Origin of the sequence: Deinococcus metalli, from assembly GCF_014201805.1 — a bacterium.
GTDB lineage: Bacteria > Deinococcota > Deinococci > Deinococcales > Deinococcaceae > Deinococcus > Deinococcus metalli.
The window spans coordinates 21,486-38,873 of sequence record NZ_JACHFK010000002.1 but is presented as its reverse complement, the minus strand read 5'-3'; the positions used below and the strand labels follow the sequence as shown (position 1 = coordinate 38,873).

The 17,388-nt window shown below is 71.0% G+C and carries 17 protein-coding genes; 11 read left to right on the top strand and 6 right to left on the bottom strand.

The window, feature by feature from the left end; genetic code table 11:
• Window positions 1-19: 19 nt before the first annotated feature.
• The 6 genes from HNQ07_RS05350 to HNQ07_RS05325 are packed head-to-tail and all read right to left on the bottom strand — an operon-like array spanning window position 20 to window position 5,861.
• Entirely contained in the window at window positions 20-1,435 is a 1,416-nt protein-coding gene (locus tag HNQ07_RS05350; protein WP_184109918.1) for an alkaline phosphatase family protein, read from the bottom strand.
• Window position 1,436: 1 nt separating this feature from the next.
• Window positions 1,437-2,318, bottom strand: a complete 882-nt coding sequence (locus HNQ07_RS05345) for a UbiA family prenyltransferase (protein WP_184109917.1) — start codon at window positions 2,316-2,318, stop codon at window positions 1,437-1,439.
• Window positions 2,308-3,507: a metabolite traffic protein EboE gene (gene eboE, locus HNQ07_RS05340; RefSeq protein WP_229831865.1), complete on the bottom strand. Its 1,200-nt coding sequence runs from the start codon at window positions 3,505-3,507 to the stop codon at window positions 2,308-2,310. Before eboE ends, HNQ07_RS05345 begins: the two co-directional genes overlap by 11 nt.
• Window position 3,508: 1 nt before the next feature.
• Window positions 3,509-4,339 carry a TatD family hydrolase gene (locus tag HNQ07_RS05335; protein WP_184109915.1) on the bottom strand — a complete coding sequence of 277 codons (831 nt, stop codon included), beginning with the start codon at window positions 4,337-4,339 and terminating at the stop codon, window positions 3,509-3,511.
• Window positions 4,336-4,674 carry a hypothetical protein gene (locus HNQ07_RS05330; RefSeq protein WP_184109914.1) on the bottom strand — a complete coding sequence of 113 codons (339 nt, stop codon included), beginning with the start codon at window positions 4,672-4,674 and terminating at the stop codon, window positions 4,336-4,338. The genes HNQ07_RS05335 and HNQ07_RS05330 overlap by 4 nt, the downstream gene beginning before the upstream one ends.
• Window positions 4,644-5,861 (bottom strand): 3-dehydroquinate synthase, encoded by a 1,218-nt coding sequence (locus HNQ07_RS05325; RefSeq protein WP_184109913.1) that lies wholly within the window; start codon window positions 5,859-5,861, stop codon window positions 4,644-4,646. Before HNQ07_RS05325 ends, HNQ07_RS05330 begins: the two co-directional genes overlap by 31 nt.
• 358 nt (window positions 5,862-6,219) lie before the next feature.
• On the opposite strand from HNQ07_RS05325, the gene HNQ07_RS05320 reads away from it, so the two are divergent.
• The 11 genes from HNQ07_RS05320 (at window position 6,220) to HNQ07_RS05270 (ending at window position 17,273) form a co-directional block, all read left to right on the top strand.
• Window positions 6,220-7,794, top strand: a complete 1,575-nt coding sequence (locus tag HNQ07_RS05320) for an ABC transporter substrate-binding protein (protein ID WP_184109912.1) — start codon at window positions 6,220-6,222, stop codon at window positions 7,792-7,794.
• Between the two features lie 78 nt (window positions 7,795-7,872).
• Entirely contained in the window at window positions 7,873-8,811 is a 939-nt protein-coding gene (locus HNQ07_RS05315) for an ABC transporter permease (RefSeq protein ID WP_184109911.1), read from the top strand.
• A 28-nt stretch (window positions 8,812-8,839) separates the two neighbouring features.
• Window positions 8,840-9,688: an ABC transporter permease gene (locus tag HNQ07_RS05310; RefSeq protein ID WP_184109910.1), complete on the top strand. Its 849-nt coding sequence runs from the start codon at window positions 8,840-8,842 to the stop codon at window positions 9,686-9,688.
• Window positions 9,685-10,686, top strand: coding sequence for an ABC transporter ATP-binding protein (locus HNQ07_RS05305; RefSeq protein ID WP_184109909.1), 1,002 nt, complete (start codon window positions 9,685-9,687; stop codon window positions 10,684-10,686). Before HNQ07_RS05310 ends, HNQ07_RS05305 begins: the two co-directional genes overlap by 4 nt.
• Complete coding sequence (locus HNQ07_RS05300; RefSeq protein ID WP_229831866.1) at window positions 10,683-11,726, top strand: ABC transporter ATP-binding protein; 1,044 nt, start codon at window positions 10,683-10,685, stop codon at window positions 11,724-11,726. The genes HNQ07_RS05305 and HNQ07_RS05300 overlap by 4 nt, the downstream gene beginning before the upstream one ends.
• Window positions 11,723-12,727, top strand: a complete 1,005-nt coding sequence (locus HNQ07_RS05295) for a GntR family transcriptional regulator (RefSeq protein WP_221274804.1) — start codon at window positions 11,723-11,725, stop codon at window positions 12,725-12,727. The genes HNQ07_RS05300 and HNQ07_RS05295 overlap by 4 nt, the downstream gene beginning before the upstream one ends.
• Entirely contained in the window at window positions 12,727-13,434 is a 708-nt protein-coding gene (locus tag HNQ07_RS05290; RefSeq protein WP_229831867.1) for a creatininase family protein, read from the top strand. The genes HNQ07_RS05295 and HNQ07_RS05290 overlap by 1 nt, the downstream gene beginning before the upstream one ends.
• Window positions 13,431-14,498, top strand: a complete 1,068-nt coding sequence (locus HNQ07_RS05285) for a ketopantoate reductase family protein (protein WP_184109908.1) — start codon at window positions 13,431-13,433, stop codon at window positions 14,496-14,498. The genes HNQ07_RS05290 and HNQ07_RS05285 overlap by 4 nt, the downstream gene beginning before the upstream one ends.
• On the top strand, window positions 14,495-15,259 hold the full coding sequence (locus HNQ07_RS05280) for an SDR family NAD(P)-dependent oxidoreductase (protein WP_184109907.1): 765 nt from the start codon (window positions 14,495-14,497) through the stop codon (window positions 15,257-15,259). Before HNQ07_RS05285 ends, HNQ07_RS05280 begins: the two co-directional genes overlap by 4 nt.
• Window positions 15,256-16,674 (top strand): dipeptidase, encoded by a 1,419-nt coding sequence (locus HNQ07_RS05275; protein WP_229831868.1) that lies wholly within the window; start codon window positions 15,256-15,258, stop codon window positions 16,672-16,674. Before HNQ07_RS05280 ends, HNQ07_RS05275 begins: the two co-directional genes overlap by 4 nt.
• A complete protein-coding gene (locus HNQ07_RS05270) occupies window positions 16,671-17,273 on the top strand; it encodes an RraA family protein (protein ID WP_184109906.1) in 603 nt (200 codons plus the stop codon). Before HNQ07_RS05275 ends, HNQ07_RS05270 begins: the two co-directional genes overlap by 4 nt.
• The last annotated feature ends 115 nt before the right edge of the window (window positions 17,274-17,388 follow it).

Genomic DNA, 17,388 nt, shown 5'->3' with positions numbered 1-17,388 from the left:
CAGCGGACTGCGCTCGCCCTCACACGGGCTGCGGCACCTGCACGCCCAGATGCGCGAGGATGGCCGTGTACACGTCGGTCGCGACCAGGGGCCGGCGCGGCAGCAGTTCCGGGCGGTCTGTGATCAGCAGCGGCCCCTCGGCGGGGTCGCCCCCCACGCGGCCGTGCGCGCCCTGCACCAGCGAGGCGTCCAGGCCGATCACGTTCAGCAGGTAGCGGAAGCCCAGCTTCTTCTTCAGCAGGGCCACGCCCGCGTTCAGCTTGGCGGGGCTGTGCGGGTCCATGAACAGTTCCACCGGGTCGTAGCCGGGCTTGCGGTGGATGTCCACGGTGCGGGCGTAATCGGGGGCCACGGCGTCGTCCAGCCAGTAGTAGTACGTGAACCACGCGCCGCTTTCCGCGATCACCACGAAGTCGCCCGCGCGGTCGTGGTCGAGGTGGTGGCGGCGCTTGCCCCCTTCGTCCAGCACCTCGGCCACGCCGGGCAGGGCTTCGAGCAGGGCCCTCACCTCGGCGGCGCGGGTGGGGTCGTTCACGTACACGTGCGCGACCTGGTGGTCGGCCACAGCGAAGGCGGCGCTGGTGCCCGCATCCAGCAGTTCGTGGCCGACCTCGCGCCGAACCGAGATCAGTCCGGCCTCCCGCAGCGCGCGGTTGATGTGTACGGGCCGCCACGCGCGCTCGATGCCGTACTCCGAGACCACCATGACCTGCACGCCCCGGCGCTCGTAGTACTCGATCAGGTCGCCGGCCACGCCGTCGATCTCGGCGAGCTGCGTCGTCAGGGCGGCGGGGTCCGGCCCGTGCTGCTGGAGGCCATAGTCCAGGTGCGGCAGGTACACGAGGTTCAGGGTGGGCGCGTACTTCGCGTCGATGTATTTGGCCGCCTCGGCGATCCACGCGCTGGACGTGATGTTCGCGTTCGGGCCCCAGTAGCTGAACAGCGGGAAGGTGCCGAGTTTCGCCTGGAGGTCGTCGCGCAGCTCCATCGGCTGGGTGTAACAGTCGGGCAGCTTGCGGCCGTCGGCGGGGTACATGGGGCGCGGCGTGACGGTGTAGTCGGCGCTGGAGTACATGTTGTACCACCAGCACACGTTCGCGATGGTCGCGCTGGGGTCGTGGGCGCGCAGCGCGTCCCACAGCTTGGGGCTCTGGATCAGGTGGTTGGACTGCCGCCAGAACTTGATCTCGCACTCGTCCTTGAAGTACCAGCCGTTCCCGACGATGCCGTGGGTGCTCGGCCACTCGCCGGTGAGGTAGGTGGCCTGCACGGAGCATGTGACGGCCGGGAGCATGGGCGCCACCGGGGTGACGGCGCCCCGCTCGGCGAAGGCACGCAGGCGCGGCAGGTGCGGCAGCAGGTCGGGCGTCAGGCCGACGACGTTCACGACGGCCACGCGGGGCGTTCCTGAGGTGGGCGGGTGTGGAGTGGGCATGTTACGTTCCTTTGATGTGCCGCTGGGCCCAGAGGGTCAGCACGAAGGCGGCGTACGCGGCGGGCAGCCACGTGTACGCGCCGGCGGAGGCGAGCGCCGCGGCGTCCAGCAGGCACATGCCCGCGATCATCCGCCCGACGGCCCCGCCGATGGCGCGCTGCGGGCCGTACACGAAGCCCAGGCAGTGGATGATCCACGCGGCCAGAACGAGGGCCGCGAGCCACACGGGCCACGCGATGCCGCCCACCACGACGTACAGCACGGGCGCCGCGACCAGCGCGACCGGCCAGTACCGCGCCGGCCACGACTGCGGCTTCACGGGCCGGCCCTCGGTCTTGGCAACGTACGTGAGGCCGGCGGTGTACGCGGCGAGCAGCAGCGCCCACACGATCACGGGCGCGCCGGGCGTGGGCGTCAGGGCCAGCGCGGCGGTCACGTACACCAGGGCGCGCGTGGCGCCCATCACGACCGGACTCAGGGGATTGGTCTTGTGCCACGCGTCGTACAGCACGATCAGCGCAGTGAGGATCAGCCCGCCCAGTGGCGCGCGGCCCCCGGCGAGCAGCAGCAGGCCGCCGCCCACCGCGAACAGCAGCGCCGTCACCGCCCACGCCTCGGGCAGGGGGATCACGCCGGACGGCAGGGGCCGCTCGGGCCGCTCGCGGCGGTCGATCTCCACGTCGAGCAGATCGTTGAGGTACATGCCGGCGGTGTAGAACAGCACCATCGCCACCGAGGCGGTCAGTGCGGTGCCCGCGTTTCCGCCGGCCAGGGCGGTGCCGGCCAGGGCGTTTGTCACGACGGTCGGGGCGTTCGAGATGCGCGCCAGCGACAGGTGCCCCCGCCAGCGGCCGGCAGCCCGCACCGCAGCGCTAGAGGACATCCCGCACCCACTCCAGTTCCCGCGCGATGGACTCCACCAGCGGACGCTTGAGACTCTCCGGCAGCACGTCCCAGGTGTAGGTCTCGACCTCCAGGTGCCGGTCCGCCAGGTCGCTGCGCAGCGCGTCCAGGGTCGCGCGGATGGCGGCCTGGGTGGAGCCGAAGGCCCCGGCCTGCTCCAGGAACACCGGCACGTGGAAGTGCACGCGCCACTCGGTCACGTCCGGGTCGTGCAGCTCGGCCAGCGCGGGCGGCAGGTCCGGGTACTGGCGCAGGGTGCCGGCGCGCGTGCGGGCGATCACCTGGTGCAGGTACGTGCCCTCCGCGAAGGGTGCGAGCGCCGCGCCCAGCGCGTCCCGGCCCACCGCTTCGTCCGGCAGCACGAGGCGCAGCGCGGAGCTGAGCTGGATCTTGCCCACGCGCATCCCGGCGTCCGCGTACACGGCCAGCGCTGCCGCCGGCTCCTCGTACATCACGGCCACGTGGCACACGTCGAAGCACACCTGGAAGTGGTCGCGCAGGTGCGCGCGGGCCTCGTCCAGCGATCCGCCCAGCCGCGTGGCGAGGCCCTGGGCCCCGCGCGTGAGCAGGTGCTCCCGGTAGAACGCGGCGAGATCGGCGCTGCACTGCAGCAGGCCGTCCGGTTCGGGCTCCATGTCGAGGTGGATGAAGACACCGCGCTCCAGCCGCAGCCGCACGAGCGCCTCCACGACCTCCACCACGTGATCCGTCAGGGTCGCCCACGTCTCCGGATCGGCGGCGTCCACCCACGCGGCGTAACTGAGGGGACTGGTGCTGATGCTGCCCTCCATGCCGTCCGGCAGCAGCGCCGCCAGGATGCGGATCAGGCGAAGGGTGTACGCCACGCGCTCCGGGTGCCGCCAGTCCGGCGCGTGCACCTGCGCCTTGACGGCCTGCCCGTGGAAGGGGCCGTAGGGAAAGCCGTTGAGCGTGAACACGTACAGGCCGTGCCCGTCCAGGAAGGCCCGGAAGTCCTCAAGTGCCGTGCCCTCCAGCAGTTCCGAGCTCTCCACGCCGGAGACGCGCAGGCCCACGCCGAAGGGCGCGTCCGGCGAGAGCCGCGCCTTCAGGGGCACGGTATACGTCTCCACGCTGCGCCGCACGCCGTCCAGGCCCTCGGCGGGGTGGATGTTCGTGCAGTACGTGAGCTGCGCGCCGTGAACGAGCACCCTACACCCGGGCCGCGGCCCGCTCGCGGCGGGGCGGCACGAACTTCGGGGACTGGCCCAGGAAGCGCTCGGGATTGTCCAGCACGATCTTACTGATGGTCTCTTCATCGTGGCCGCGGCGGCGGGCCTCCAGGATGAACTCCGGCACGGCGAGCGGCTGGCTGGGACCCCAGTCGCACGCGGAAGCGACGATCACGCGCTCGGCGCCGTACACCTCGATCATGTCGATGGCCCGGGCCGGGGACGCCTTTGTCTTGGGGTACAGGGTCACGCCGGTCCAGAAGCCGTGCTCCAGAATCAGCCCGGCGGTGTGCTCCTCGGCGTGGTCGATCATCACGCGGCCCGGCTCGATCCGCGGGTCCTTCGCCAGCGCCTCGACCATCACGCGCGTGCCCTTGTACTTGTCCTCCAGGTGCGGCGTGTGGATGTGGATGAGCTGGTGGTGCTCCAGCGCAAGTTCCACGTGATCGAGGAAGGTCGCCAGCTCGTTGCGCGTGACGCGGTTCAGGCCGATCTCACCGATGCCGAGCACCGTGTCCCGGTGCAGGAACTCGGGGATGATCTTCAGCACCTGCCGCGTCAGGTCGCGGTCCTCGCCCTCCTTGGGGTTCAGGCACAGCCACGCGTAGTGCGCGATGCCGTACTCGCGCGCACGCGCAGGCTCGAAGGTCGTGAGGTGGTCGAAGTAGTCCGCGAAGGCCTCCGGGCCCAGGCGGTCGCGGCCCGACCAGAACGCGGGTTCCGTGACGGCCAGGCAGCCGCTCAGGGCCATGGCGTGGTAGTCGTCGGTGGTGCGCGAGACCATATGAGCGTGCATGTCGATGTAGTTCACTGTTCGGCTCCTGCGCGGTCGTCGTGGCTGCCGTCCGCGCGGCGGGACGCCCCGAAGGCACTCTGCGAGTCGCGCTCGTCCAGCAGCGTCAGGTCGAGGTCGCTCAGCCGCAGCTGCGCCCGCACCACCCGGCCGGGCTCGGGCGAGGTGAGTTCGTGCAGCGCGTCCCGGAAGGCCGTGAGCCGGAAGTCTTCCGGGGCGTTGTCGGCCCCCTGCGCGCGTTCCAGCCGGTCGAGGAACGCGGCGATGGCGAGCAGGTGCGCGCGGTGCTCCATGAACGACTGGTCGAGGAGCTGTTTCCGGGTCAGCAGGCAGGTGTCGGCGTGGGCAGCCATGGGTCTCCTTGCAGGGGCGTGGTAGGTACGCCGGCCTGTACGTCCCGCAGGACCGTGACAGCGCGGCGCAGGGTGTCGTGGTTCATGTCGTGGACGTCCAGGGGCCGCCCGATGCCGCTCAGCAGCGCGATGGTCAGGCGCCCGCCGAGGTGCTCACGGAACTCGTTCAGGCCGCTCAGGACGGACGTGGGATCGGCGGCGTCCTGCCGGTCGTCCCCCAGCTCCGGCACGTAGACCGCGAGGCCCAGCGCGAGCAGCACGTTCACGATGCGCCGCCAGTCCTCCTCGGGCAGCAGACCCGAGAGCGCGGCGTACGTGCAGTCCAGCGCGATCCCGACCGCGACGGCCTCGCCATGCCGGAGTTCGTAGCCGCTCAGGCTCTCGAGCTTGTGCGCAGCCCAGTGGCCGAAGTCCAGCGGGCGCGACGACCCCTGCTCGAAGGGATCGCCGCCGGTGGCGATGTGCGCGAGGTGCAGTTCGGCGCAGCGGTACACGGCGTGGTCCATCGCGCCCAGGTCGCGGGCGGCGAGGACCGGGGCGTTCGCCTCCAGCCACCCGAAGAACGCGGCGTCGCGCAGCAGCGCGACCTTCAGCGCCTCGCTCAGGCCGCCCAGCCAGTCGCGGTCCTCCAGGGTGGTCAGGAACGAGCGGTCGTTCAGCACCGAGTACGGCGGCGCGAAGGTGCCCAGCCAGTTCTTCTTGCCGAAGGCGTTCACGCTGTTCTTCACGCCGACCGCCGAGTCATTCTGCGACAGCACCGTGGTCGGCACGCGCACGAGGCGCACGCCCCGGTGCGCGGTGGCGGCCGCGTAGCCCACCATGTCGAGCACCGCGCCGCCCCCCACCGCCAGGACGTAGGCGTGGCGGTCGATACCGTGCGCGTTGATGGCCGCCCGCACACGCTCGACGTGCCCAGGGTCGCGTTTGCAGCGCTCGCCGCCGGGCACCGGCAGCGGCGGCGCGACGAGGTGCAGCTCCGGGTGGGCGGCGAAGTACGCGCCGATCTGCGTGGCCAGCTGCGGGTGGGCGGCGAGCACACCGTCGTCCACCACGCACAGCACCTTCGCGCGGTCAGCGCCGGCCAGCGTGTGCTGCAGCAGCGGGTGGGCCGGATCGAAGAGACGGTTGGTGAAGTGCACCGGGTATGTGAACGTGACGGGAACGACCTGCATGATCGTCCGCGTCATGGGTGACTCCCCACGGGATTGTGATGCCGGTTTCTGTACGACATCCCAGAAACCTGCGCCCAGCCGCATAAAAGGAACGCTAACCTGAGTGTCCCGTGAGGACTGGGCGTCCATCTCCGCCGAACGCGCTCGACCGTCCAGCGCCCGGGAAGCACATCGTCCGGGAATCTAGACAGCTTGGCAAAGTGACTCCGGAGTCAGCCCAGGAACGGAGGCTTGCCGGTCAGATCTGACGTCCAGCACGCCAATCCGCCGTGCCCACGAACCCGATGAAGTCGGCCTTGTCAGATCGTTCAGCGGGTGTTATGGTTCCGCATAACATTCCGTCAGGTGTTATGAACGTTCTGGAGGTTGGGGTATGAAACGACTGTCACGTGCCACGCTCGCCATCGCCGCCGCGCTCAGTGTGTCCCACTCACTCGCCGTCACCCGGGGCGGCACCCTGGTCTACGGCCGCTACGCCGACTCGCTGTTCCTCGACCCCGTCCTGAACGACGCCAACCTCGACATCTGGATCCTGACCAACCTGTACGACACGCTGCTGCAGCCCACCGCCGACGGCAAGGGCGTGCAGCCGGGCCTGGCCAGCCGCTACTCCGCCTCGGCGGACGGCAAGACCTTCACCCTGACGCTGCGCCCCGGCCTGAAGTTCGCCGACGGCAGTGCCCTGACGTCCGCGGACGTGAAGTGGTCGCTCGACCGCGCCCGCAAGCCCGACAACGGCGCGTGGAGCAGCTCGCTCGCCAGCATCGACTCGATCACGGCCAGCGGCAGCACCGTGACCCTCAAGCTCAAGCAGCCGGACCCCACGCTGGCCGCCGCGCTCGCCACCTTCAACGCCGCGATCATGCCGCAGAAGCTGTTCACCGCCGCGGCCGGCGCGACCGACGCCGACAAGGCCAAGGCCTTCGCGGAAAAGCCCATCGGCTCCGGCCCCTTCGTGCTCAGCGAGTGGAAGAAGGGCTCGTACATGGTGCTCAAGCGCAACCCCTACTACTGGCAGAAGGGCACGGACGGCAAGGCGCTGCCCTACCTGGACAGCGTGCGCTTCGAGATCATCCCGGACGACAACACCCGCATCCTCAAGCTGCAGGCCGGTGAAATCCAGGGCGCCGAGTTCATTCCGCTCAGCCGCGTGTCGGAACTCAAGGCCAACCCGAACGTCAACATGACCCTGTTCCCCTCGACCAAGGTGAACAGCATCCTGATGAACAACCGCCCGACCCTCAAGAGCGGCGCGGCCAACCCCCTGAGCGACGTGAACGTCCGGCAGGCCCTGAACTACGCCACCAACAAGGACGCGCTGATCCAGGTCGTGACCTACGGAACCGGCAAGGCCATGACGTCGTACATGTCCTCGACCACGCCGCTGTTCGACACCACCCAGAAGGGCTTCCCGTACGACCTCGCCAAGGCCAAGTCGCTGCTGGCCAAGAGCAAGTACGCCGGCGGCTTCGAGGTCAGCGTGCTCGCCACCTCCGGCAGCGCGGACGATCTGGCGCTCTTGACCGCGCTGCAGCAGATGTGGGCCGCCATCGGCGTGCGGCTCAAGATCGAGCAGGTGGACGCCGCCACCAAGACCGCCCGCTACCGCGCGAACGACTTCCAGATGCGTACGGCCGCGTGGACCAACGACATCAACGACCCCTCGCAGATCACCACGTACTACGCGGTGTACGACAACGTGGAGTCGGTACACACCGGCTTCAAGAGCGCCGAGATCGACAAGCTGTTCGCGCAGAGCCAGCAGGAACTGTCGCGCGTGAAGCGGGCGTCGGACTACCGCCGCATCCAGACGCTGTACGCCAACGCCGCGCCGATCATCTACCTGTACGAGACTCCGTACCCGGTGGCGCTGTCGAAGAAGGTCGGGGGCTTCGTGCAGATCCCGCTGGGCAACAACATCTTCTCCGGAGCGTGGCTCGACAAATAAGCGTGACCTGACCGCACGCTCTCTGATCTTTTTCGGGCGCCGCATCCTCTGTGGTGCGGCGTCCGTGCTGGAGGCCCCATGTCCAACTCCTACGTTCTGAGGCGCCTGCTGCAGATCATCCCCACGTTCCTGGCGGTGATGCTGCTGGTGTTCCTGCTGGTGCGGCTGCTGCCGGGCGATCCGGCCAGCGCGGTGCTGGGTGACCGCGCCACGGCCGAGATCGTGGAGCGCACCAACCGCGACCTGGGCCTGGACAAGCCGCTGCCGGTGCAGTTCCTGATCTTCGTGCAGCACCTGCTGCGCGGCGACCTGGGCGACTCGATCAGCCTGAAGGTGCCGGTGCTGCGCTTGATCGGGGAGAGGCTGCCGATCACGCTGTTCCTGACCGTGTACGCGGCGGTGCTGGGCACGCTGCTGGCCGTGCCGCTGGCGGTGCTGGCGGCCGTGCGCCGCAACACCTGGGTGGACGCCGTGATCCGCGCGGTGTTCCAGGTGGGCCTGTCGCTGCCGGTGTTCTATGTGGCGCTGCAACTGCTGACGCTGCTTGGCGCGCGGCTGGGGTGGTTTCCCATCGGCGGCTACGGCGTGACCTTCGGCGACCACCTGTACCACCTGTTCCTGCCGGCCCTCACGCTGGGCCTGAACCTCGCGGCAGTGCTGGTGCGCACGCTGCGCGCCTCGGTGATCGAGGTGCTGACTGCCGAGTACGTGGAATTCGCGCGGGCCAAGGGCATGGCGACCCGCGTGATCATGCTGCGGCACGTGCTGCGCAACGCCCTGATCTCCACCGTCACGCTGCTGGGCCTGAACATCGGCGCGCTGATCGGCGGAGCGGTGATCACCGAGACCGTGTTCGCCATTCCCGGCGTCGGCCGCCTGATGGTGGACGCCATCTTCGGCCGCGACTACCCCGTCATCCAGGGCCTGACCCTGACCTTCGCCGTGCTGGTGTCGCTGGTGTTCCTGGCCACCGACCTCCTGCACGCCCGCCTCGACCCCCGCACGGAGCTGAGCTGATGAGCCCCTCTTTCCCCCGGAGCCTCCGGTGACGGCCGTCGCCGCTCCGGCCACCGCGCCCGCCCGCACCCGGCGCTGGCCCAAACCCACGCTGCTGATCGGGCTGGTGCTGCTGCTGCTGCTGATTCTCGCAGCGCTGTTCCCGGCCGCACTCGCGCCGCACAGCCCCACCGATTTCGACTACAACGCCATCTTGCAGGGCCCCACCGCCAAGCATCCCTTCGGCACCGACAACTTCGGGCGCGACGTGCTGAGCCGCGTGATCTACGGCACCCGCGTGGACCTGCAGATCGCGCTGTTCACCACCCTCTTCCCCTTCATCTTCGGCACGCTGCTGGGCGCGCTGACCGGCTTCCTGGGCCGCTGGGCGGACGCCCTGGTCGGCCGGATCGCGGACCTGGTCGTGGTCTTCCCGTTCCTGGTGCTGGTCATCGCCATCGTGGCGGTGCTGGGGCCGGGCCTGACCAACATGTACGTGGCGGTCAGCGCGGTCGGGTGGGTGTCGTACTGGCGCCTGACGCGCGGGCAGGTCATGAGCGAGAAGAAGGCCGAGTACGCGCAGGCCGGGCGGGTGCTGGGCTACTCGCCCGCGCGCATCCTGCTGCGGCACCTGCTGCCGAACGCGGTCACGCCGGCCATCGTGTATCTCATGACCGACATGAGCCTGGGCATCCTGCTGGGCGCGTCTTTGGGCTACCTGGGCCTGGGCGCGCAGCCGCCCACCCCGGAGTGGGGCGTGATGGTCGCGGACGGCAAGAACTTCATGGCGACCGCGTGGTGGATCTCGACCTTCCCGGGCCTGGCCCTGACCGTGGCCGGCGTGACGTTCTCACTGATCGGCGACGGACTGGCCGACGCGCTGAGGCCCCGCTCGTGAGCGCCGCCCTGCTGAGCGTGCGCGACCTGAATGTCCGCATTCCCACGCCGACCGGCACGCTGCACGCGGTGCGCGGCGTGAGCTTCGACGTGCAGCCGGGCGAGGTGCTGGGCCTGGTCGGGGAGTCCGGCAGCGGCAAGAGCGTCACGCTGCGCGCCCTGACCGGCCTGCACCGGCCGCCCATCACCATGACCGGCGACGTCGTGTACGGCGGCGAGAACCTGCTGAGTGCGGGCGAGGCGCGGCTGCGCCGGGTGCGCGGCGGCCAGATCGGCATGATCTTCCAGGAACCCATGAGCGCCCTGAATCCGGTGCTCACGGTGGGCGAGCAGATCGTGGAGAACCTGCGGGCGCACCGGGGCCTGCGCGGCGGGGCGGCCCAGGACCGCGCGGCGCAGCTCCTCGACCTGACCGGCATTCCCAGCCCGCGCGCGCGGCTGTCGGACTACCCACACCAGTTCTCGGGCGGCATGCGCCAGCGCGCCATGATCGCCATCGCGCTGGCCTCCGAGCCGAAGCTGCTGCTGGCCGACGAACCCACCACCGCGCTCGACGTGACCATCCAGGACCAGATCCTGCGCCTGCTGCTGCAGCTGCGCGAGGAACTGCACATGGGCATCATCCTGGTCACGCACGACCTGGGGGTGGTCGCGCAGACCTGCGACCGCGTGGCCGTGATGTACGGCGGCCGGCTGATGGAAACGGCCCCGGTGCGGGACCTGTTCGCGCAGCCGCGGCACGCCTACACGCTGGGCCTGCTGCGCAGCCTGCCGGGCGCGGAGGCGCAGCGCACACCGCTGGTGCCGATCCCCGGCGGCCCGCCGAACCTGCGCCACCTGCCGCAGGGCTGCGCGTTCGCGCCGCGCTGCACCTACGCCACGGACGCGTGCGTGGGCGCCGAGCCGCCGCTGGTGGACATCGCCCCGGAGCGGACGAGCGCGTGCGTGCACGCGGCCGAACTGCCGTCCACCCGTGAACGCGTGGAGGTGAGCGCATGACCGCCGTGTCGTCGGAACACTCCACCACCACGCCGGCCCCGCAGGACGTGATGGTGATCACCGGCCTGACCAAGACCTTCGCCGCGCCGCAGTCCGTGCTGGCGCGCTGGCGGGGGCAGCCGCGACGGGTGGTGCAGGCCCTGACGGACGTGAATCTGGACGTGCGCCGGGGCGAGACGCTGGGCATCGTCGGCGAGAGCGGCTGCGGCAAGTCCACCCTGGCGCGCACGCTGGTCCGGCTCTACGACGCCGACTCGGGCAGCGTGCGCTACGGCGGACAGGAGGTCACGGCGCTGCGCGGTGCCGCCCTGCGCGCGTACAACCGCTCGGTGCAGATGATCTTCCAAGACCCGTACTCCAGCCTGAACCCGCGCATGACCGTGGAGCAGGTGCTGCGCGAGGCGCTGACGGTCCACCACATGCGCCCGGCGGATCAGGTGGAAGGCCGCATCGCGGAGCTGCTGTCGCTGGTCGGGCTGCCGCCGGAAGCGGCCGGGCGGCTTCCGCACGAATTTTCCGGCGGGCAGCGCCAGCGTATCGGGATCGCGCGGGCGCTGGCGCTGGAACCCGAGGTGCTGATCGCGGACGAACTGGTCTCCGCGCTGGACGTCTCGGTGCAGGCGCAGGTCGTGAACCTGCTGCTGGAACTCCAGGAACGGCTGCACCTGACCGTGCTGTTCGTGGCGCACGACCTGCGGCTGGTGCGTCACCTGTCGCACCGCGTGGCGGTGATGTACCTGGGCCGCGTGGTCGAGGTGGCCGACACCCAGACCATGTTCCAGGCCCCGCTGCACCCGTACACACAGGCGCTGCTGGCCGCCGCCCCCACCCTGGAGCCCGGCTCGCGCACGGCCGCGCCCGCCCTGAGTGGCGAACTGCCCAGCCCCCTGAACGTGCCCAGCGGCTGCGCGTTCCGGACCCGCTGCCCGCACGCCTTCGCGCGCTGCGCCGAGGAACGCCCGGCGCTGCTCACGCAGGGCAGCGGCACGCAGGTCGCGTGCCACCTGTACGATCCGCAGCCGGGGACGGCAACGCCATGACCGGCGTCAGCGTCGGCACGCCGGTCAGCGCCTCCGCCCTGGCCCGCCCGCTCAGCATCGACCGCACGCTGGACGTGCCGGTGGGCACGCAGCTGCGCGGACAGCTGGAGTACGGCATCGCCTGCGGGGAGATCCCGCGCGGTACCCGGCTGCCCAGCGTGCGGGAGCTGTCGCAGGAACTGGGCGTGGCGCACGTGACGGTCGCGCAGACGTACAAGGAACTGCTGTCTGCGGGCCTGATCGTCACGGCGCGTGGGCGCGGCACCTACGTGGCCGACGCCCCGCGCACCCCGGCCGGACCGGACCACGCGCGGCTGCGCACGCTGATGCAGGAGGCCATCCGGCAGGCGCAGCATGAGGGTTTCACGCTGCGGCAGATCGGGGAGGTCGCGCAGGTGCTGCTCGCTCGCGGCGGCGCCGACGCGCCCAGCGGCGTGAGCGTGCTCCTGGTCGGGCTCTTTGCGGACGCCACCCGCAGCTACGCCGCGGACCTCCAGCCCTTCTTGCGCCCCGAAGACCGCGTGCAGGCCGTCACGCTGGGCGAACTCCAGCACGGCGAGAGCCTGGGCGCGGCCCACGCAGCGGACGTGGTGCTGGCCCTGGCGCACCGGCTGTCGGAAACGCAGGCGCTGCTGCCCGGCGTGGACGTCATCCCGGTGGGCTTCATTCCCAGCCAGGCGACCCGCGCGGCGCTGGCGGCGCTCAGTCCGCTGACGCGTGTGGCGCTGGTGACCACCTTCGAGGAATTCCTGCCGACCTTCCTGGGCGGCGTGAAGCGCTTCGCGCCGCACGTTTCGGACCTCGCCACCACGCACCTGCACGCGCCGGGCCTCCAGGGCGTGCTGGAGGGCGCGGACGTGATCGTGTACGCCACCGGTTCCGAGATGGTCCGCGACCTCTCGCCCGGCACACCTGCCTTCGAATACCGCCACATGATCGACCCGCGCGACGTGGAAGGGCTGGTGCTTCCCGCCGTGGACGCCCGCCGCAAGGAGACGTGATGACCCCGATAGAGCACATGAACTGGATGCAGGTCGAGTCGTACCTCCAGGGAGACGACCGCTGTGTCCTGCCGCTGGGCAGCACCGAGCAACACGCGTACCTGAGCCTCGCGGTGGACAACATCCTGCCGTCGAAGCTGGCGCACGAGGCGGCCGGGCCGCTGGGCATTCCGGTGTTCCCGGTGCTGCCCTACGGCATCACGCCGTACTTCCGCGGCTATCCCGGCAGCGTGACCCTGCGGGTCGGCACGTACCTGAGCGTGGTGCGCGACGTCCTGGACAGCCTGCACGAGCAGGGTTTCCGCCGCATCCTGATCGTGAACGGGCACGGCGGAAACTCGCCCGCGCTGGGGCTCAGCGGCGAGTGGATGGCGGATCACCCCGGCGCGCAGGTCAAGTTCCACAACTGGTGGAACGCGCCGCGCGTGTGGGCACAGGTGCAGGCCACTGACACGAACGCCAGCCACGCGTCGTGGATGGAGAACTTCCCGTGGACGCGCCTGGAAGGCGTGGTCATGCCGGACGCCGAGAAGCCGGCGGTCAACCTCGACCGGTTGCGGCTGCTGTCGCCGCAGGCGCTGCGCAACTACCTGGGCGAGGGCAACTATGGGGGCCGCTTCCAGCGCCCGGACGCCGACATGCAGGCGATCTGGGACGTGGCCGTGCAGGAGACGCGCGACCTGCTGACTGGCGGGTGGCTCGAGTGAGCGCGGCAGGCGAGGACAGTCAGCAACGTGTGCTGATCTGGGGCGCGGGCGCGATCGGCGGGACCATCGGCGCGTACCTGATCCGGGCCGGCGTGGACGTGACCTTCGTGGACGTGGCGGCAGATCACGTGCGGGCCATCCGTGAGCGTGGCCTCCACATCACCGGCCCCATCGAGGAATTCACGGTCTCGGCGCCCGCGTGCACGCCGGACGAGCTGAGCGGCCAGTGGCCGCTGGCCCTGCTGTGCGTGAAGGCGCAGGACACTCGGACCGCCGGCGACGCGCTCGCGCCGCACGTCGCGCCGTCCGGCGCAGTCGTATCGGTGCAGAACGGCCTGAATCCGCTGATCCTGAACGAGATCTTCGGGCAGGAGCGGGTGCTGGGCTCGTTCGTGAACTTCGGCGCGGATTACCTGGAGCCGGGCGTGGTGACCTATGCCGGGCGCGGCGCGGTCGTGGTGGGCGAGCAGGACGGGACTCTCAGCGCGCGGGCGCACGCCGTCCACGCGCTGCTGCGGCACTTCGAGCCGATGGCGGTGCTGAGCGGCAACATCATGGGGTACCTGTGGAGCAAGCTCGGGTACGGCGCGCTGCTGTTCGCCACAGCCGTGACGGACGACGGCATCGCGGACGCCCTGGCGCGGCCGGAGAACCGCGACATGTACGTCGAGCTGGGCCGCGAGGTGATGCGCGTGGCGCGGGCGCACGGTGTGACGCCCGAGGGCTTCAACGGCTTCGACCCGGCCGCGTTCCTGCCGGGCGCGGGCGACGTGCAGGCGCGCTCCAGCATGGACGCGATGGTCGCCTTCAACCGCCGCAGCGCCAAGACCCACAGCGGCATCTGGCGCGACCTCGCAGTGAGGCGCCGCCGCACCGAGGTGGACGCGCAGGTGGGCTGGGTGGTGCACTTCGGGCGGGAGCACGGGGTGCCCACGCCGCTGTGCTCGCTGCTGGTGCAGCTGATCCACGACATCGAGGACGGCCGGCACACCCTCGACCCGGCGGGCGAGGACGGCCCGAACCTGCGGGCCATGCGCGCGGCCATGAGCGGGGTGAGCGCATGAACATCGAGTTCAGCGGGCAGACGGTCATCGTGACCGGTGCCGGCCACGGCTTCGGCCGGGCCATCGCGCAGGCCTTCGCGGCGCGGGGCGCGCGCGTGTACGCCTGCGACGTGAACGAGGCTGGCCTGACCGAAACCGCGGCGGGCGCGTCCGGGCCGCACGCGGTGCAGACCGCGCGGGTGGACGTGAGCGACCGCGCCGCCGTCCACGCCCTCGTGGAGCGTGCCGCGGCCGAGACCGGGCGAGTGGACGTGGTCGTGAACAACGCGGGCGGGGTGCTGGGACAGGTGGGCCGGCCGCTGGAGGAGATCAGCGAGTCCGACTGGCGCTCGATCTTCGCGGTGAACGTGGACGGGGCCTTCAACGTCGCGCAGGCCGCCGCGCCGCACATGAAGCGCCAGCGTTCCGGGCGGATCGTGAACATCAGTTCCGGCGCGGGCCTGGGCATCAGCCTGACCGGTATCCAGGCGTACGCGAGCGCGAAGGCCGCGCAGATCGGCCTGACGAGACAGCTCGCGCACGAGCTGGGCGAGTGGGGCGTCACCGTGAACAACGTCGCGCCGGGCTTCGTGCGCAGCAACCCCACCACCGAGCGCCAGTGGGAGAGCTACGGCGAGGAGGGCCAGCGCAAGCTGGTGCAGAACATCGCCCTGAGGCGCCTGGGCACGCCGGACGACATCGCCCATGCCGTGCTGTTCTTCGCGTCGGAGCAGGCCGGGTGGATCAGCGGGCAGGTGCTCAGCGTGGACGGCGGCAAGTGACCGCCACGTCCTCTCCCGGCGCGGCCCCGGTGCCCGCCGGTCTGGAGGCCACGCTGGCCCTGCTGCGGGAGCGGGCGGACGCCTCGCTGGCCGAACTGATCGAGTTCGCGGGTATTCCCAGCGTCAGCGCGCAGTCGGCACACCGGCCGGACATGGAGCGGGCAGCGGCGTGGCTGGCCGCCCGGCTGGAGTGCGCCGGGATGAAGAGCGTCTCGTTGTGGCCGACTGCCGGGCATCCCGCCGTGTACGGCGAGTGGCTGGGCGCACTGGACGCCCCGACCGTGCTGGTGTACGGCCACTACGACGTGCAGCCGCCGGACCCGCTGGAGCGCTGGCACACGCCGCCCTTCACGCCCACGGTGGTGGGCGAGCGCGTGTACGGGCGCGGGGTCAGCGACGACAAGGGGCCGCTACTGCTGACGGTGCAGGCCGCCGACGCCCTGCTGAGCGCCACCGGCCGCCTGCCGCTGAACGTGAAGTTCCTGTTCGAGGGCGAGGAGGAGGTCGGCAGCGCGCACCTGCCCGCGCTGGTGAAGGGGCGCGCTGCCGAGCTGAGGGCGGACTTCGTGATCAGCGCCGACGGCGGCATGTGGAGTGCCGACTTCCCCTCGCTGACCGTCAGCGGGCGGGGCCTGACGGCGCTGGAGTTCACGGTGCACGGCCCGGCGCACGACCTCCACTCCGGGCGGCACGGCGGCAGCGTCCACAACCCGCTGCACGCGGCGGCGGCGCTGGTCGCCGGCCTGCACGACGAACACGGCCGCGTGACCGTTCCCGGCTTCTACGACGGCGTGACCGAGCTGCCGCCGGAGCAGCGCGAGGCCCTGACCACCCTGCCCTTCACGGACGCCGCGTACCTGCAGCAGACCGGCGCGCCGGCCATCTACGGCGAGGCGGGATACACCACCCTGGAACGCCAGTGGCACCGCCCCACCGTCGAGGTGAACGGAATGTGGGGCGGTTACACCGGCGAGGGCAGCAAGACGGTGCTGCCCGCTGAGGCGCACGTGAAGCTCTCGTGCCGCCTGGTGCCGGGCCAGGACCCGGAGCGCGTCCACCGGCTGCTGCGCGACCACCTAAGCGCCGAGACGCCGCCCGGCGTCCGTATCGAGTTCGTACCGGGCAACCACCACGCGCGCGCGTACGCCCTGCCGGCCACGCATCCGGCGCGGGTGGCGGCGCGCCGGGTGCTGCGTGACGTCTACGGCACCGAGGCGCTGGAGGTCGGCATGGGCGGCTCGATTCCCATCCTGGAGACCTTCCAGTCGGTGCTGGGCCTGGACTCGCTGCTGTTCTCCTTCGCGGTGGGCGACGAGAATATCCACGCGCCGGACGAGTTCTTCCGCATTCCGCGTGTGTCCCAGGGCCAGGAGGCGTGGGCGCGGCTATGGTGGGCGCTCGGAGCGGGCGGATGAGTGATCTGGCCGAACCCGTGGCCCGGCTGGCCGCCCTGCTGCCCGGCCGCGACCTCACCTGCGACCTGAGCGACACGCTGGGGCACACCGGCGCGCTGGGCCGCGCGTTCCAGTCGGTGTGGCCGGGCGCCACCTTCGCCGGCCCGGCGCTGACCGTCCGCACCGTGGGCACCGACCTGGGCGCGGTGTACGCCGGCATCGCGGCAGCCCCGGCCGGCAGCGTCGTGGTGATCGACACGCACGGCACCGACCACTCGGCGTTCTGGGGCGAGAACACCACCCGCGCGGCGCAGGCCCGGGGGGTGGTGGCCGCCGTGATCGACGGGGCATGCCGCGACGTGAGCGCGGTCCGTGCCCTGCGCTTCCCCGTGGTGTGCACCGGCCGCATTCCCCAGGCGGGCCTTCGCGGCCCACACGGCGAGGTGAACGTGCCCGTGGCCCTGGGCGGCGTGCCCGTGCACCCCGGCGATCTGATCGTCGGAGACGACAACGGCGTGGTCGTGCTCCCCGCCGCCGAGGCCGCGCGCGTCGTGACGGCCGTGCTGGACGCGGTGGGTGCCGCCGCCATCGATTCCCATAGCGGTGCTCCGTTCCGTTGATGGGCCAAACGCCGCCCATCAACTCCACGCAGGCGGCTGTCTATCGCGGTCACTCGCTCTCTTCGAGCTGTGCCAGCCCGCTCGCCCCACAGGAGTTGAAGAGGATTCCCACCAA

Coding starts and splice junctions, on each gene's coding strand:
- HNQ07_RS05350 (WP_184109918.1), bottom strand. CDS start 1,435: ATGCCCACTCCACACCCGCCCACCTCAGGAACGCCCCGCGTGGCCGTC.
- HNQ07_RS05345 (WP_184109917.1), bottom strand. CDS start 2,318: ATGTCCTCTAGCGCTGCGGTGCGGGCTGCCGGCCGCTGGCGGGGGCAC.
- HNQ07_RS05330 (WP_184109914.1), bottom strand. CDS start 4,674: ATGGCTGCCCACGCCGACACCTGCCTGCTGACCCGGAAACAGCTCCTC.
- HNQ07_RS05325 (WP_184109913.1), bottom strand. CDS start 5,861: ATGACGCGGACGATCATGCAGGTCGTTCCCGTCACGTTCACATACCCG.
- HNQ07_RS05320 (WP_184109912.1), top strand. CDS start 6,220: ATGAAACGACTGTCACGTGCCACGCTCGCCATCGCCGCCGCGCTCAGT.
- HNQ07_RS05315 (WP_184109911.1), top strand. CDS start 7,873: ATGTCCAACTCCTACGTTCTGAGGCGCCTGCTGCAGATCATCCCCACG.
- HNQ07_RS05300 (WP_229831866.1), top strand. CDS start 10,683: ATGACCGCCGTGTCGTCGGAACACTCCACCACCACGCCGGCCCCGCAG.
- HNQ07_RS05295 (WP_221274804.1), top strand. CDS start 11,723: ATGACCGGCGTCAGCGTCGGCACGCCGGTCAGCGCCTCCGCCCTGGCC.
- HNQ07_RS05290 (WP_229831867.1), top strand. CDS start 12,727: ATGACCCCGATAGAGCACATGAACTGGATGCAGGTCGAGTCGTACCTC.
- HNQ07_RS05280 (WP_184109907.1), top strand. CDS start 14,495: ATGAACATCGAGTTCAGCGGGCAGACGGTCATCGTGACCGGTGCCGGC.
- HNQ07_RS05270 (WP_184109906.1), top strand. CDS start 16,671: ATGAGTGATCTGGCCGAACCCGTGGCCCGGCTGGCCGCCCTGCTGCCC.